Annotated in this window: 12 protein-coding genes; all 12 read right to left on the reverse strand. The window is 73.9% G+C overall.

The features are described from left to right. Positions 1-25 precede the first annotated feature (25 nt). Entirely contained in the window at positions 26-1624 is a 1599-nt protein-coding gene (locus HDA33_RS12885) for a DUF501 domain-containing protein (protein ID WP_184172148.1), read from the reverse strand. A gap of 73 nt (positions 1625-1697) precedes the next feature. Continuing rightward, on the reverse strand, positions 1698-2588 hold the full coding sequence (locus HDA33_RS07210; protein WP_184172150.1) for a septum formation initiator family protein: 891 nt from the start codon (positions 2586-2588) through the stop codon (positions 1698-1700). A gap of 137 nt (positions 2589-2725) precedes the next feature. Beyond that, positions 2726-4003: a phosphopyruvate hydratase gene (gene eno / locus HDA33_RS07215; protein WP_184172152.1), complete on the reverse strand. Its 1278-nt coding sequence runs from the start codon at positions 4001-4003 to the stop codon at positions 2726-2728. 195 nt (positions 4004-4198) lie between these two features. Next, positions 4199-5173: a MazG nucleotide pyrophosphohydrolase domain-containing protein gene (locus HDA33_RS12710; RefSeq protein ID WP_338104283.1), complete on the reverse strand. Its 975-nt coding sequence runs from the start codon at positions 5171-5173 to the stop codon at positions 4199-4201. 7 nt (positions 5174-5180) lie between these two features. Then, complete coding sequence (locus HDA33_RS07230) at positions 5181-6404, reverse strand: adenosine deaminase (protein WP_184172154.1); 1224 nt, start codon at positions 6402-6404, stop codon at positions 5181-5183. A gap of 24 nt (positions 6405-6428) precedes the next feature. Beyond that, entirely contained in the window at positions 6429-7076 is a 648-nt protein-coding gene (locus tag HDA33_RS07235) for a VTT domain-containing protein (protein WP_184172156.1), read from the reverse strand. Between the two features lie 4 nt (positions 7077-7080). Then, positions 7081-8412: a thymidine phosphorylase gene (locus HDA33_RS07240; RefSeq protein WP_184172158.1), complete on the reverse strand. Its 1332-nt coding sequence runs from the start codon at positions 8410-8412 to the stop codon at positions 7081-7083. Between the two features lie 75 nt (positions 8413-8487). Further along, positions 8488-8916 (reverse strand): cytidine deaminase, encoded by a 429-nt coding sequence (locus HDA33_RS07245; protein ID WP_184172160.1) that lies wholly within the window; start codon positions 8914-8916, stop codon positions 8488-8490. A 3-nt stretch (positions 8917-8919) separates the two neighbouring features. Then, positions 8920-10254, reverse strand: a complete 1335-nt coding sequence (locus tag HDA33_RS07250) for an ABC transporter permease (protein WP_184172162.1) — start codon at positions 10252-10254, stop codon at positions 8920-8922. Then, on the reverse strand, positions 10251-11645 hold the full coding sequence (locus tag HDA33_RS07255) for an ABC transporter permease (RefSeq protein ID WP_420826914.1): 1395 nt from the start codon (positions 11643-11645) through the stop codon (positions 10251-10253). Before HDA33_RS07255 ends, HDA33_RS07250 begins: the two co-directional genes overlap by 4 nt. After that, the gene (locus tag HDA33_RS07260; protein WP_184172164.1) at positions 11642-13186 is read right to left on the reverse strand and encodes an ABC transporter ATP-binding protein; all 1545 of its coding nucleotides are present in this window, start codon (positions 13184-13186) and stop codon (positions 11642-11644) included. Before HDA33_RS07260 ends, HDA33_RS07255 begins: the two co-directional genes overlap by 4 nt. A gap of 126 nt (positions 13187-13312) precedes the next feature. Continuing rightward, entirely contained in the window at positions 13313-14467 is a 1155-nt protein-coding gene (locus HDA33_RS07265) for a BMP family lipoprotein (RefSeq protein WP_184172166.1), read from the reverse strand. Positions 14468-14556: the final 89 nt, after the last annotated feature.

The following is a 14556-nucleotide window of genomic DNA, read 5'->3' on the forward strand; positions in this document are numbered from 1 at the left end:
GCCCCTCCACTCTCTGCCGTCGTGGTCAGGACCGCAGCGAGAGCACGATCCCGTCCAGGATGTCGTGCTCGCTCGCCCAGGCCTCGGTGACGCCCGCGGTCTCGGCCACTCGCTCCAGGACGGTGCTCCACAGCAGCGCACCCGCGCCGATCACGTCCACCCGGCCCGGGTGCATGAACCCCCGCTCGGAGCGCTCGGCCCGGGTCGCCGCCACGAGGCCCTGCGCCGCCGCGCGGAACTCCGTGATCGGCAGGCGCGCGCCGTGGATGGCCGCGGGCTCGTACGCGCTGAGCCCGAGGGCCTCGGCGGTCACGGTGGTCACCGAGCCGGCCACGCCGACCACGCGGGCCACGCGTTCCAGCGGCAGGCGCGCGGCGGCGTCGTCCAGGAGGCGGCGGGCGTCCGCGCGGGCCGCGGCGACCTCGTCCGACGTCGGGGGGTCGGAGTGCAGATGACGCTCGGTGAACCGCACGCAGCCCATGTCCAGGCTGACCGCGCCCACGACCTCGCCGGCGGGCGTGCCCACCACCAGCTCGGTGGAGCCGCCGCCGAGGTCCACGACGAGCACGAGGTCCTCCGGACCCAGGTCCGCGGTCTCGACGGCGGAGACGGCGCCCGTGAAGGACAGGGCGGCCTCCTCGGCGCCCGAGACGACCTCCAGCTCGACGCCGAGCCGCTCCCGGACTCCGTCGACGAACGCGGCCCGGTTGGAGACGTCCCGGCTGGCGGAGGTGGCCACGAACCGGACCCGGCCAGCGTGGTGGCGCTGGACCAGGCGGGCGTACTCCTCGACCGCCGCGAAGGTGCGCTCGAGCGCGGCGTCGGAGAACGCGCCGGTGGCGTCCACGCCCTCGCCCAGGCGCACCACGCGCATCTTCCGGACGACGTCGGCCAGCGGCGCCGCCGGGTCGGCCCCGGCCCCGGTGGTCTCATCCGTCCCGGCCGGCCGGGAGATCAGCAGGCGGATGGAGTTCGTGCCGCAGTCCACGCCGGCCACCGTGACCTCCTTGAGCGCGGCGACGCGCTCGAGGTGCTTCACGTGCCGGGAGAGGTCCTTCGTGGGCACCGCCGCGGCCTCGTCCCACGCGCCCTCGCACGCGCAGACCTCGGGCGTCCACCACGGGGCCACCAGGGCGATCGTCTCGTCGCCGAGCGGGTTCACGCCCGGGCCCGCCGCGAGCGCGTGCCCCACGAGGGCGTGCAGGCACTTGACGCGCTCCGGCATGCCGCCGGCGGACACCCCCGCGATCTCGGGGACCGGGCCGGTGCCGGCGTCGGCGCCCACGCGGTCCCGCTCGGCGATGTAGGCCTCGTGCGCGGCCCGGTGTGCGGCGGCGAGCTCCGCGTCCTGCTCGAGCCGCTCGTTCATGCGGGCCATCTCCCCGTCCGCCTCCACGCGCGAGACCGCCGCGGTGAGGGCGGGGTGCGTGAGGTAGAAGGTCGTGGGGAACGGGATGCCGTTCGTCAGCCGCGGCGCCGTGGTGGCCACCAACGGGTTGCCGCAGACGCAGCGGGCGCCGATCTCCACCACGTCGCGGACGGGGCGGCCGAGCTGGCGGGAGAGGGTGTCCAGGTCCGCCTCGGTGACGGCGCGGTCGTGGGCGGGGCGGGTGCTGGCGGTCATGGGCGTCCTCGTCGGTGGGTTCTCGGGTGGTCGATCGGGGCGGTGCGCGCGCTCGGGGCGGTCAGGGCCGGGCTCACTCGAGGCCGGCGCGGACGGCGGAGTCCCAGAGGCCCTCGGCCCACGGCAGGCGCGTGTTCACGGGCTCGCCCGCGGGGGCCTCGGGGCGCGGGTCCCGGGGGGCCTCCTCGGGCACCCCGGTGACGGAGTAGAGGGTCTCCCCCGGCATGACGAGCTCGAGGCGCTCGCGCGCCTGCTGGGTCACGTACCCGGGGTCGTCCCAGAGCCGGATCCGCTCCTCGTAGTCCTCGCGCTGGGCCTGCATGGCCGCGATCTCCTCCTCGGCGGCGGCGATCTCCAGCTGCTGGTTCAGGAACGCGCGCAGCGTGGGGGCCACGAGCACGGCGGCCACCAGCAGCACGGCGACGACGAGCAACGAGCGGCCGGTGATCTGCCGGGCGGGCACGGGGTCGGGCAGCGGGGCGCGGCGGCGGGCGGCCATGGCGGCCGGCGACAGGGCGCGCCGCGGCGCGGGCCGGGGTCGACGCGCGGCCGGGCGGGCCGGGCTCGACGCGGCGGGCCGGGCGGCGTTCGCGCCCGCGCGCCGGTCCTCGGCCGGGCGGGTTCCGGCGGCGTGGGAGCCGGCCGCGTGCTCGGGGGCGGCCGGGCCCCCCTGGCGGCGGTCCTGGGCGCGCTGCAGGTCGATGACCTCCGCCGTGGCCGGGCGCTCGGGCTCGGCGGACGGCGCGGAACCGTCCCCCTGTCCCGTCCCCGGCGCGGCGGGCGGGCTCGGGGCGGCGGGTGCGCCGGCGGCCTCGGCCGGGGCGGGCCGGGAGTCCGCGCGCGGCGGCTCGGCCGCGGGGTCCTGCGGCGCCGTCGTCGGCTCGACCGCGGCATCCTGGGCCGCCCGACGCGGGGCGCCCGTCGCCGGGTCGACACGGGGCACGCGGGGACGACGCGGACTCATCGCGGACTCCTTCGCAGCTCGGGGCGGGGACCCCCACAGCGTACTGCCCTCCCCTGGCAGGACCCTGGCCTCCGCCGGACGCGGACGGGCCCGCCCGGAGCGATCCGGACGGGCCCGTGCGTCGTCGTGGGGGACGCTCAGCCGCGGTAGCGCGGGAAGGCGGAGCGGCCGGCGTACACGGCGGCGTCGGCCAGGTCCTCCTCGATGCGCAGCAGCTGGTTGTACTTGGCCACGCGGTCCGAGCGGGCCGGGGCGCCGGTCTTGATCTGGCCGGCGTTGGTGGCCACGGCGAGGTCGGCGATGAAGGTGTCCTCGGTCTCGCCCGAGCGGTGCGAGATCATGCAGTTGAACATGTGGCGCTGGGCCAGGGCGATCGCGTCGAAGGTCTCGGTCAGCGAGCCGATCTGGTTCACCTTCACGAGCAGGGCGTTGCCGGCCTTGTCGTCGATGCCGCGCTGCAGGCGCTCCACGTTGGTGACGAACAGGTCGTCGCCCACGAGCTGGACGCGGTCGCCCAGCTTCTCGGTGAGCAGACGCCAGCCGTCCCAGTCGTTCTCGTCCAGCGGGTCCTCGATGGAGACGATCGGGTAGTTGTCCGCCAGCTCGGTGTAGTACGCCACCATGTCCTCGGCGGAGCGCTTCTGGCCCTCGAAGGTGTAGGCGCCCTTCTCGCAGAACTCGGAGGAGGCCACGTCCAGGGCCAGCGCGATGTCCTCGCCCAGGGTGTAGCCGGCCTTCTCCACGGCCTCCGCGATCAGGTCCAGCGCGGCGCGGTTGGACTCGAGGGACGGGGCGAAGCCGCCCTCGTCGCCCAGGCCGGTGGACAGGCCCTTCTCCTGCAGCACCTTCTTGAGGGAGTGGTACACCTCGGTGCCCCAGCGCAGCGCCTCGCGGAACGAGGGGGCGCCGATCGGGGCGATCATGAACTCCTGGATGTCCACGTTGGAGTCCGCGTGGGCGCCGCCGTTGAGGATGTTCATCATCGGCACGGGCAGCACGTGGGCGTTCGGGCCGCCCAGGTACTTGTAGAGCATCAGGTCGGAGGACTGCGCGGCGGCGGCGGCCACGGCCATGGACACGCCGAGGATCGCGTTGGCGCCCAGCTTGCCCTTGTTGGGGGTGCCGTCCAGGTCCAGCATCAGGCGGTCGACGGCGCGCTGGTCCACGGCGAACTCGTCCTCGAGCTCGTCCGCGATCTCCTCCACGGCGGCGACGGCGTCCAGGACGCCCTTGCCCAGGTAGCGCTTCGTGTCCCCGTCGCGGCGCTCGACGGCCTCGAACTCGCCGGTGGAGGCGCCCGAGGGCACGGCCGCGCGGCCCAGCGAGCCGTCGGTCAGGAGGACCTCCACCTCGACGGTCGGGTTGCCGCGGGAGTCGAGGATCTCGCGGGCGTGGATGGCGTCGATCAGGGCCATGGACGGGTCTCCTTCAATCGAAATCGGAAGTCGTGCACGTCGGCGAGCACGGGGCCAGCCTAGCGGGGCGGCGGACGCCGCAGACGTCCTGGGCGCCCGACGACGTCGCACCCGGTCCGGCGCCTCGGCGCGGCGGGTGTGGGGCGGAGGCGGGTGTGGGGCGGAGGCGGGTGTGGGGCGAGGGTGCCGCGGGCGTCAGCCCGCGGTCGGCGGGCGCAGGGCGTCCCAGTCGCCGGAGCGCACCCGGGCGACGGTGCCGCGCAGGGCCCGCTCGGGGTCGAGGCCGGCGGCCCGGGCCCGGCGCACGAGGGCGAACAGCTCGGCGCCCAGGGCGGCCTCGTCGCCCCAGCCGGGGTCGCCGTCGTCGGGAGCGGCGTGGCCGGCGCGGTGGCCGGAGTCGGGGTCGCCGGACAGGGGGGCGTGCCGGGCCAGCGGGTCCGCGGGCTGCCGGGCGGCCCGGTCCACGACCTTGGCCGCCGCCGCGAGCGCGGGCAAGCGCGCGGGGATCCCGCCGAAGCCGGGGTCGGAGGCAGGCCCTCCCGCCTGCCCCGCCGTTTCCCCCGCAACCTCTCGCACCCCGCGTTGCGCGCGAGACTCGCCGTGCGAGGTCTCCACATGCGGCGAGTCGTGAGCGCAACGTTCCGAGGCCTGGTCTGCGGCCGCCCCCACCGCGCCCGCCTGCGCCGCCTCGCCTGACGCCGTCTCCCCCGCCGCGGCGCGCTCCTGCGCCTTGACCTCTTCCCAGGCCAGCTCCACGGCCTCCGGGGTGACCCGCGCCAGCTCCTCGGCCGAGCGCGGGGCGCCCTCGGGGGTGAGCACGAGCGGGTTGCGGCGGATCATCTTGGCGGTGAGGGCGTCGGCGGCGTCCGCCACGCGGAAGCCCGCGCTCGACACGGGGGCGCCCGGCGGCCGGGACACGGCCGCGTGCAGCACCACCTGGAACAGCACGTCGCCGAGCTCCGCGGCGAGCGCCGAGTAGGCGCCGTCGGCCCGCCGCGCGGGCACGTCCGCCCACGCCGCGGCGTCGCGGGCCTCGATCTCGGCCACCGCCTCGTAGGCCTCCTCCACGAGGTACTCGGCGAGGTCCCCGTGGGTGAGCGCGGCCGTCCAGGGGCAGTGGTCGCGCAGGGCCTCGACCACCGCCACCAGACGGTCCACGCTCTCGCTCACGGGAGGATCAGGCGTCCTCGTCCTCGTCCTCGTCGTCCTCGTCCAGCTCCTCCAGGACGGGGCCGGCGTCGTCGCCGGAGATGACCTCGCCCCAGCCGGCCACGAGGATCTCCGCGAGGTCCTCGCGCTCGTCCACGGCCAGGAACGCGGCCTCGGCGGCGTTGAGCTGCAGGTCCAGCAGCTCCGCGAGCGAGTAGCCGAAGGTCTCGGCGAGCAGGTACAGCTCGTCGGTGAGGGACACGTCCGAGACCAGGCGGTTGTCCGTGTTCACGGTGACGCGGAAGCCCAGCTGCACGAGCAGGTCGATCGGGTGGCCGGCGATCCCGGCCTCGGCGTCCACGGCGCCGGTCTGCAGGTTCGAGGACGGGCAGACCTCGAGGGCGATCTGGCGGTCGCGCACCCAGGCGGCGGTCTCCCCCAGGTCGACGAGGCCGGTCAGCTCGTCCAGCTGCTCGCCGTCCTCGTCCACCCCGCCGAACTCCACGGAGATGTCCTCGGCCAGGCGCACGCCGTGGCCCAGGCGCAGGGCGCGGCCGTCCACGAGGGCGGAGCGCACGGAGTCCAGGCCGTCGCCCTCGCCGGCGTGCACGGTGACGGGCAGGTGGTGGGCGGCCAGCCAGGTGAAGGTCTCGGCGAAGCGCGAGGGCGGGAAGCCGGCCTCGGCGCCGGCGATGTCGAAGCCCACCACGCCGCGCCCACGATGGCGCACGGCGAGCTCGGCGATCTCCTGGGCGCGGTCCGCGTGGCGCATCGCGGTGATCAGCTGGCCCACGCGGATCAGCTTGCCCTGGGCGTCGGCGGCGTCCACGGCCTCGTCCAGGCCCTCCTGGACGGCCTCGACGGCCTCGTCCAGGCTCAACCCGCCGGCCAGGTGCTGCTCGGGGGCCCAGCGGATCTCGCCGTAGACGACGCCGTCCGCGACGAGGTCCTCGACGAACTCGCGGGCCACGCGGCGCAGCTGCTCGCGGGTCTGCATCACGGCGGTGGTCAGGGCGAACACCTGCAGGTACTTCTCGAGGGACTCGCCGTTGGCGTGCTCGGCGATCCACTCGGCCAGGCCCTCCACGGTGTCCGCGGGGACGTCGACGCCGGCCTCGGTGGCCAGCTCCAGCACGGTGCCGACGCGCAGGCCGCCGTCGAGGTGGTCGTGGAGGGAGACCTTGGGCAGGGCGGCCAGGTCGACCTCGAGCGGGGAGGGGGATGCGGTGTCCGGAAGCTGAGTGGCAGTCACGCGCGCCACTCTACGGCAGGGCGCTCAGCGCAGCGCCTCGTCCTCGGCCTGCCGCAGGCCCTTCACCCCGGTCCCCAGGCGGCGGCGCAGCACGGTCTTGAGCGCCCGGTCCAGCAGCACGCCCACGAGGGCCGCGCCGGTGACGGAGACGGCGATCTGCAGCAGGGCGTTGTCCAGCCAGCCGGTGGTCAGGCGCGCGATCATGATCGAGTACGCGGACCACGTGGCGGTGGCGAGCAGGTCCAGGGCCACGAACCGGTGCAGCGGGTACCTGATGGCGCCCGCCGTGAGGTTGATGGCCACGCGGCCGCCCGGGATGAACCGGCCGGTGAACAGCAGCAGGGCGCCGTGCCCGTTGAGGTGGTGGCGGGCGACGGCGACCGATGCCCGCACCCGGGGGGTGCGCATCCAGCGGAACCGGTCCACGCCCACCGCGCGCCCGATGGCGTACGCCAGGATGTCCCCGAGGAACGCCCCGGCGAAGCCGACGGCCCACAGCGCCCACAGGGAGAACGGCTGCCCGTCGCGCACGATCGCGGCCAGGGCCACGATCACCGACTCCGAGGGGAAGACGGGGACGATGCCGTCCAGCAGGCACAGCGCCAGGGTCAGCGGCAGCATCCACCACTGCGCCGCCGCGTGGAGGACCGTCTCCTCGATCCACTCGAGCACGGGATCAGCCGATCCGGTCCAGGATTACCGACCGGTCGCGCAGGGCGGCCGCCTCGGCCTCGCCCTTCTCCGCCACGGCCCAGCCGCCCTCCAGGGCCGCCTTCGCGCGGGCGAACCGCTCGGGGGTGTCCGTGTGCAGGGTCATCACCTTCTGCCCGCGGGCCACCCGCTCGCCCGGGCGCACGTGCAGCTCGACGCCGGCGCCCGCCTGGACGGGCTGGCCCTGGCGTTCGCGCCCGGCGCCGAGGCGCCAGGCGGCCAGGCCCACGGCCATCGCGTCCAGCTCGGCGAGCACGCCGTCGGCCTCCGCGACGACGTCCTCGGTGTGGGCCGCCGTCGGCAGGTCCGCGCGCGGGTCGCCGCCCTGCGCCTCGATCATGCGGTGCCACACGTCCATCGCCTTGCCGTTGGCCAGGTTCTGCGCCGGGTCCACGTCCGTGACCCCCGCACCGGCGAGCATGGCGCGGGCCAGCTCCACGGTGAGCTCCACGACGTCGGCCGGGCCGCCGCCGGCGAGCACCTCGACGGACTCCCTCACCTCGAGGGCGTTGCCCGCGGTCAGGCCCAGGGGCACGGACATGTCCGTGAGCAGGGCGACGGTGTCCACGCCGGCGTCCCGGCCGAGGTCCACCATGGTGCGGGCCAGCTCACGCGCGGAGGCCTCGTCCTTCATGAACGCACCGGAGCCGCACTTCACGTCGAGCACGAGCGCGCCGGTGCCCTCGGCGATCTTCTTGGACATGATCGAGGAGGCGATCAGCGGGATGGCCTCCACCGTGCCGGTGACGTCGCGCAGCGCGTACAGCCGCTTGTCCGCCGGGGCCAGGCCGGAGCCGGCGGCGCAGATCACGGCGCCCACCTCGGAGAGCTGGCGCATCATCTGCTCGTTGGTCAGGTCCGCGCGCCAACCGGGGATGGCCTCGAGCTTGTCCAGGGTGCCGCCGGTGTGGCCCAGGCCGCGGCCGGAGAGCTGCGGCACGGCCACGCCGTAGGAGGCCACGAGGGGGGCCAGGGGCAGGGTGATCTTGTCCCCCACGCCGCCGGTGGAGTGCTTGTCCGCGGTGGGCAGCACCCGCCCGTCCGGGGCGGTGAGGCCGGAGAAGTCCATGCGCTCGCCCGAGGCGATCATCGCGTCCGTCCACCGGGAGATCTCCGCGCGGTCCATGCCGTTGAGCAGGATGGCCATGGCCAGGGCGGACATCTGCTCGTCCGCCACCACGCCGCGCGTGTAGGCGTCCACCACCCAGTCGATCTGCTCGGGGCTCAGCGTCTGACGGTCCCGCTTGGCGCGGATCACCTCGACGGCGTCGAACGGCTCGGCCTGCTGCGCGGTCATTCCTGCTCCTCGTGGGTCGCTCTCGGGTGGGTCGCCGCCCGGGCGGGATGGTCCAGGGCGGCGGGGCCTCCGACTCTATCGAGCGGCGGCGCGCTCCAGGTCCTCCGGCCCGAACGCATCGGGCAGCACCTGCCCCATGGTCCGCTCCCCCGCCGGGGTGAGCAGCACCATGTCCGGGGCGCGGAACTCGTGGAGCAGCTGGCGGCAGCGGCCGCACGGCATGGTGAGCACGCCCTGCCCGTCCACGCACACGAACGCGGCCAGCCGGCCGCCGCCGCCCATGCGGAGGTCCGCCAGCAGGGCGCACTCGGCGCACAGCGTCAGCCCGTAGGAGGCGTTCTCGATGTTGCAGCCGGTCACGAGCCGGCCGTCCTCGGTGAGCGCCGCGGCGCCCACCCGGAACCCTGAGTACGGCACGTAGGCGTGCTCCGTGGCGGCGAGCGCCGCGGCCCGCAGCCGGTCCCAGTCCACGCCGGGCGCCGTCGTCGTCCCCTCCGCGGCCATCGACTACTCCTTCACGTACGGCACGCCGCTGGCGGCGGGGGCCCGAGAGCGCCCCACGAGGCCGGCGACGGCGAAGATCGTCACGAGGTACGGCAGCATCGCCATGAACTGGCTCGGCACGGGGGTGCCGAGGATCGCCAGCACGTACTGCATGTTGGTGGCGAAGCCGAACAGCAGCGCCGCGAAGAACGCGCCGATCGGGTTCCAGCGGCCGAAGATCACGGCGGCCAGGGCGATGAAGCCCATGCCGGCGGTCATCTCGCGGGAGAACGAGGACGACTGCACGAGCGTGAAGAACGCGCCGCCCATGCCCGCCACCGCGCCGCCGAGCAGGACGTTGACGTACCGGGTGCGGAGGACGTTGATGCCGAGGGTGTCCGCGGCCTTCGGATGCTCGCCGACGGCGCGCACGCGCAGGCCCCAGCGGGTGTGGAACAGGCCGAAGTAGATCACGGCGACGATCAGGTACATCCCGTAGCCCAGCAGCGTCTGCTCGAACAGGATCGGCCCGATCACGGGGATGTCCGCGAGGCCAGGGATGCGCAGCGTCTCGAACCGGGGCGGGGAGTTCAGCCCGGACGAGTTCTCCGAGAGCACGGTGGAGAACAGGAAGCCGGTGAGCCCGGCCACGAGCACGTTCAGCACCACGCCCACGATCACCTGGTTCACGAGGTACTTGATCGAGAAGACCGCGAGGATCACGCTGACCAGCACGCCGGCGACGACGGCCGCGGCCAGTCCGGCCCACGGGGAGCCGGTCATGGAGCCCACGAGGGCCGCGGTGAACGCGCCCGCGAGCAGCTGGCCCTCGATGGCGATGTTCACCACGCCAGCGCGCTCGGAGAGGATGCCCGCCATGGAGCCGAAGATCAGGGGCACGGCCAGGGCGAAGGAGCCGGCGATCAGGCCGGTCAGGAACACGGAGGTGTTCGCCGCGGAGCCCACGACCCAGATCAGGAAGCCCGCCACGAACACGAGCGCGAACGAGATGCCGAGCACCGCGCCCACGGCGCGTCCGCGCGCGGCGCGCATCCAGGCGAGGACGGTGAGCACGGCGAGGATCGCGGTCACGATCCAGCCGCCGACGGCGCCGTCGGCGACCAGGTCCGGGATGCGGAACGCGTCCGCCTCCGTGGAGACGCGGAAGGTGGCCGCGGCGTCCGGCGCGTTGAGGCCGAAGACGACCAGGGCGAGCACGGTGAAGACCGTGAACACGATGGGCGTGGTCCAGGAGCGGACCACCACCGTCCCGCCCTCGCGGGGGGCCTCGGCGGACGGCGCGCGGCCGGTGTCGGCCGGCGTGGGCTGGACGGGGTTCGTCTGCGCGGCGGTGCTCATCGGCCCTCCCCCTTCGAGGTGGTCGCGGATCCGGTCTCGGCCGGGACGGCTTCGGCGGCCGCGCCCGGGACGGCGGCGCCGGCCAGCACCGGCTGGGTGACGACGTCCGCGTTCGCGCGGGCGCGGACGCTGCCGGGCGCGGGCAGGCGGAAGATCGCCCGGACCAGCGGCGGTGCGGCGATGAGCAGCACGATGAAGGACTGGACCACGAGCACGATGTCGATCGGCACGCCGGTCTGGGTCTGCATGGTGACGCCGCCGGCACGCAGGGCGCCGAAGAGCAGGCCCGCGAAGAGCACCCCCACCGGGTGGGAGCGGCCCAGCAGGGCCACGGTGATCGCGTCGAAGCCGAACTGGCCGGCGATGCCGGAGGTCAGCACCTTCTCCGTGCCGGAGATGTGGGCCACGCCGCCGAGGCCGGCCAGGGCGCCGGCGATCGCCATCGCGGCCACGTAGCCGCCCTTGACGCTGATGCCGGCGGTGCGGGCAGCCGCCGGGTTGGCGCCCACGGCGCGCAGCCGGAAGCCGAGGGTGGAGCGCTCGAGCATCCACCACGCCAGGAAGGTCAGCACCAGCGCCATGACGAAGCCCCAGTGGAGGCGGAACCCGTCGCCGAGCAGGGCCGGGAAGGCGGCCGAGTCGGGGAACTGCTCGGAGATCGGGTTGTTCGTGCCCGCGCGGCGCAGGAACGGGGTGTTCAGCAGGTAGGAGACCAGGTGGAGCGCCACGTAGTTGAGCATGATCGTGAGGATCACCTCGTGCGCGCCGGTGTAGGCCTTCAGCAGGCCGACCACGGCGCCCCACAGCAGGCCGCCGAGCGCGCCCATGACGATCACGAGCAGCAGGTGCACGCCGAGCGGCAGGTCGAGGTAGACGCCGCCCACCGTGGCGAACGCGGCGCCGATCAGGAACTGGCCCTGGCCGCCGATGTTGAACAGGCCGGTGCGGAAGGCGATCGCCACGCCCAGCGAGGTGATGATCAGCGGCGTGGCCACCGTCAGGGTCTCGGTGAGGGGGCGGATCATGTCCGCGAACGAGTCCGCCCGGTAGTTCACGATCGAGCCGCGGAACAGGGCCAGGTAGGCGTCCGAGACGACCGTCCACGCCGCGGAGAGCGTGTCCATGGGCCGGGCGAAGAAGTAGCCCGCGGCGTCGATCACGTCCGGGCTGGTCACGATGATCAGCACCGCGGAGATCACGAGGGACAGGACGATCGCCAGGGCGGTGACCATGGCGTTGCCCGAGAGGATCTCGCGGAGCACGGACTCCTGGGAGCCGCGCTCGGGCGCGGGAGGCGCGTCGGCGCCGGTCACGCCGGCGGCCGGCGCCGGGGCGCCGCCGGGCGGCTGGACGGGCTCACTGGCCGGGGTCTGGGGAGGGTTCTGGCTCACGCCCGGGGTCCTTCCTCGGTGGTGGCGATCTCGGTGGCGGGCGACTCGGGAGTCTGGCCGGCCATCATGAGGCCCAGAGTCTCGCGGGAGGCGTCGCCGTCCACGATGCCCACGATCCTGCCGTGGTACATCACGGCGATCCTGTCCGAGAGCTCGAGGATCTCGTCCAGCTCGGTGGAGACGATCATGACGGGCGTCCCGTTGTCCCGCTCGCGGACGATCCGCTCGTGCAGGAACTCGATGGAGCCGACGTCGACGCCGCGGGTGGGCTGGGAGGCGATGAAGAGCCGGAGCTCGTCCACGAGCTCGCGGGCCATGACGACCTTCTGCTGGTTGCCGCCGGAGAGCGAGGACACGGGCGAGTCCACGCCCTGCGTGCGCACGTCGAACTCCTGCACGCGGGCCTCGGCCAGCTCGCGCACAGCGCGGGGCCGCAGCTGCAGGGCGGACCCGGCGGGCTCCCGGTCGAAGCGGTTGAGCACCATGTTCTCGGCCACGGTGAAGGAGCCGACCAGGCCGTCCGTGGAGCGGTCCTCGGGAACGTACCCGACGCCGGCCCGGATGATCTCGCGGGTGGAGCGGCCGACGAGCTCGCGGCCATCCAGGGTGACGGAGCCGGTGGCCTTGTGCAGGCCCATGATCGCCTCGGTCAGCTCGGTCTGGCCGTTGCCCTGCACGCCGGCCACGCCCAGGATCTCGCCCTGGCGGATGGCGAAGGAGACGTGGTCCACCAGCACCTGGCCGGTGGGCGAGACCACCGTCAGGTCCTGAACCTTGAAGGTCTCCTCGCCGAGGGTCGGGGCGGCCTTCGCGCGGTTGAGCGAGACCTGGCGCCCCACCATGAGGGCGGCCAGCTCCGCGGCGGAGGCGCTGGGCTCGGCGGTGCCGACCACCTTGCCGCGCCGCAGCACGGTGATGTGGTCCGAGATCGCCTTGACCTCGCGCAGCTTGTGGGAGATGAAGACGATCGCCGTCCCGTCCTGGCGCAGCCGGTCGATGATCGCCAGCAGCTCGTCCGTCTCCTGCGGGGTGAGCACGGCCGTGGGCTCGTCCAGGATGAGGACCTTCGCGTCGCGCACGAGGGCCTTGATGATCTCGACGCGCTGCTGCACGCCCACCGGCAGGTCCTCGACGACCGCGTCCGGGTCCACCGCGAAGCCGTACTCGTCCGAGATGGCGCGGATCTTCCGGCGGGTGGCCTCCAGGTCCAGCACGCCGGCGGCGCGGGTGTGCTCGTCGCCGAGCGCGATGTTCTCGGCGACCGTGAACACCGGCACGAGCATGAAGTGCTGGTGGACCATGCCGATGCCCGCGCGCATGGCCTCGCCGGGTCCGGCGAACCGGACGGGCCGGTCGTCCACGAGGATCTCGCCCTCGGTCGGGTCGTAGAGCCCGAACAGCACGTTCATGAGCGTCGACTTGCCGGCCCCGTTCTCTCCGAGCAGCGTGTGGACCTCACCGGAGCGGACGACGAAGTCCACGGAGTCGTTGGCGGTGAACGTCCCGAAGCGCTTGGTGATCCCCCGCAGCTCGAGTTTCATCCGGTCTCTCCCCTTGTCAGGTGGTCGGCGCCGCGGCGGTCGCGGCGGGCAGGGACCGGGCCCCGTCTGGTCGACGGGGCCCGGTCCTCGGGTGGCCGGCGGCTCGCGTGGCCGCCGGCGGGCGGATCAGGCCTCCGGGGAGTCCTCGGAGCCGACCTCGATCTCGCCCGAGACGATGTCCTCCTCGAGCGCCTCGAGCTCGTCCTTGAGCTCCTGCGGCACGGCGTCCTCGAAGTCGTGGAACGGCGCGAGGGCCACGCCGTCGTTCTCCAGGGTGCCGACGTAGGCCTCCGACGTGAACTCGTCGTTGATGTCCTCGGCGATGACCTGCTTCACCGCGTCGCCCATGCGCTTCATGACGGAGGTGAGGATGACCTCGCCGTCCTGGGTGGTCTCGTAGCCGTCGGAGTCGACCCAGATGACCTTGACGTCCTTGCCGCCGCCGTTGGCCTCCTTGACGGCGTCGATGGTGCCCAGGCCCACGGGGCCGGCCACCGGCATGATGATGTCCGCGCCCTCGTTGATGAAGTTGGCGGTGTTCGTCTTGCCGGCGTTCTGGTTGGAGAAGTCGCCGATGAAGGAGCCCGTGCGGTTCTCGGTGTCCCAGCCGAGCACGCGCACGTCCTCGCCCTTGACCTCGTTGTAGTGCTCCACGCCGCGCGCGAAGCCGTCCATGAAGATGGACACGGTGGGGATCTCCATGCCGCCGTAGGTGGCGACGGTGCCGGTCTCGGTCATGCCCGCGGCCAGGTAGCCGGCCAGGAAGGCGCCCTGGGCTGTGTCGTAGATGATGTTGCGGACGTTCTCCGGGAAGCCGGGGGCGGTGACGTCCACGCCCACGAACTTCGTCTCGGCGTTCTCCTCGGCGATGGGCTTCATGGTGTCGCCCAGCTGGAAGCCCACGGCCACGACGAGGTTGCAGTCCGCGTCGAGCATCGCGTTCAGGTTCGGCACGTACTCGCCCACCGAGTTGGACTCGGCCTCGCGGATCTCGATCCCGAACTCCTCCTCCGCGGCCTTCAGGCCCTCGTAGGAGGACTGGTTGAACGAGCGGTCGTCGAAGCCGCCCTCGTCCGAGACGATGCAGCCGGTGTAGTCGGAGTTGTCCGAGCCGACCTCGGCCGCGGCCCCCGTGGCGGACGCCGAGCCGGCGGACTCGGAGGAGTTCGAGGCCTCCGGAGCCTGGCCGCACGCGGTCAGCAGCAGGGCGGAGGCGCCGAGCACGGCGGCGGGGAGCAGGAGACGACGGCGGCCCTCGGCCGACGGAGTGGCGGTGCCCATGGGGGTCCTCATTTCGGTGACACGGTGCGGGATGCGCGGCCGAGGCGGCCGGAGGGACGAGTCGGCCCCTCGAGGCACGCCTGGACCCT

Origin of the sequence: Micrococcus endophyticus (assembly GCF_014205115.1) — a bacterium.
Lineage (GTDB): Bacteria > Actinomycetota > Actinomycetes > Actinomycetales > Micrococcaceae > Micrococcus > Micrococcus endophyticus.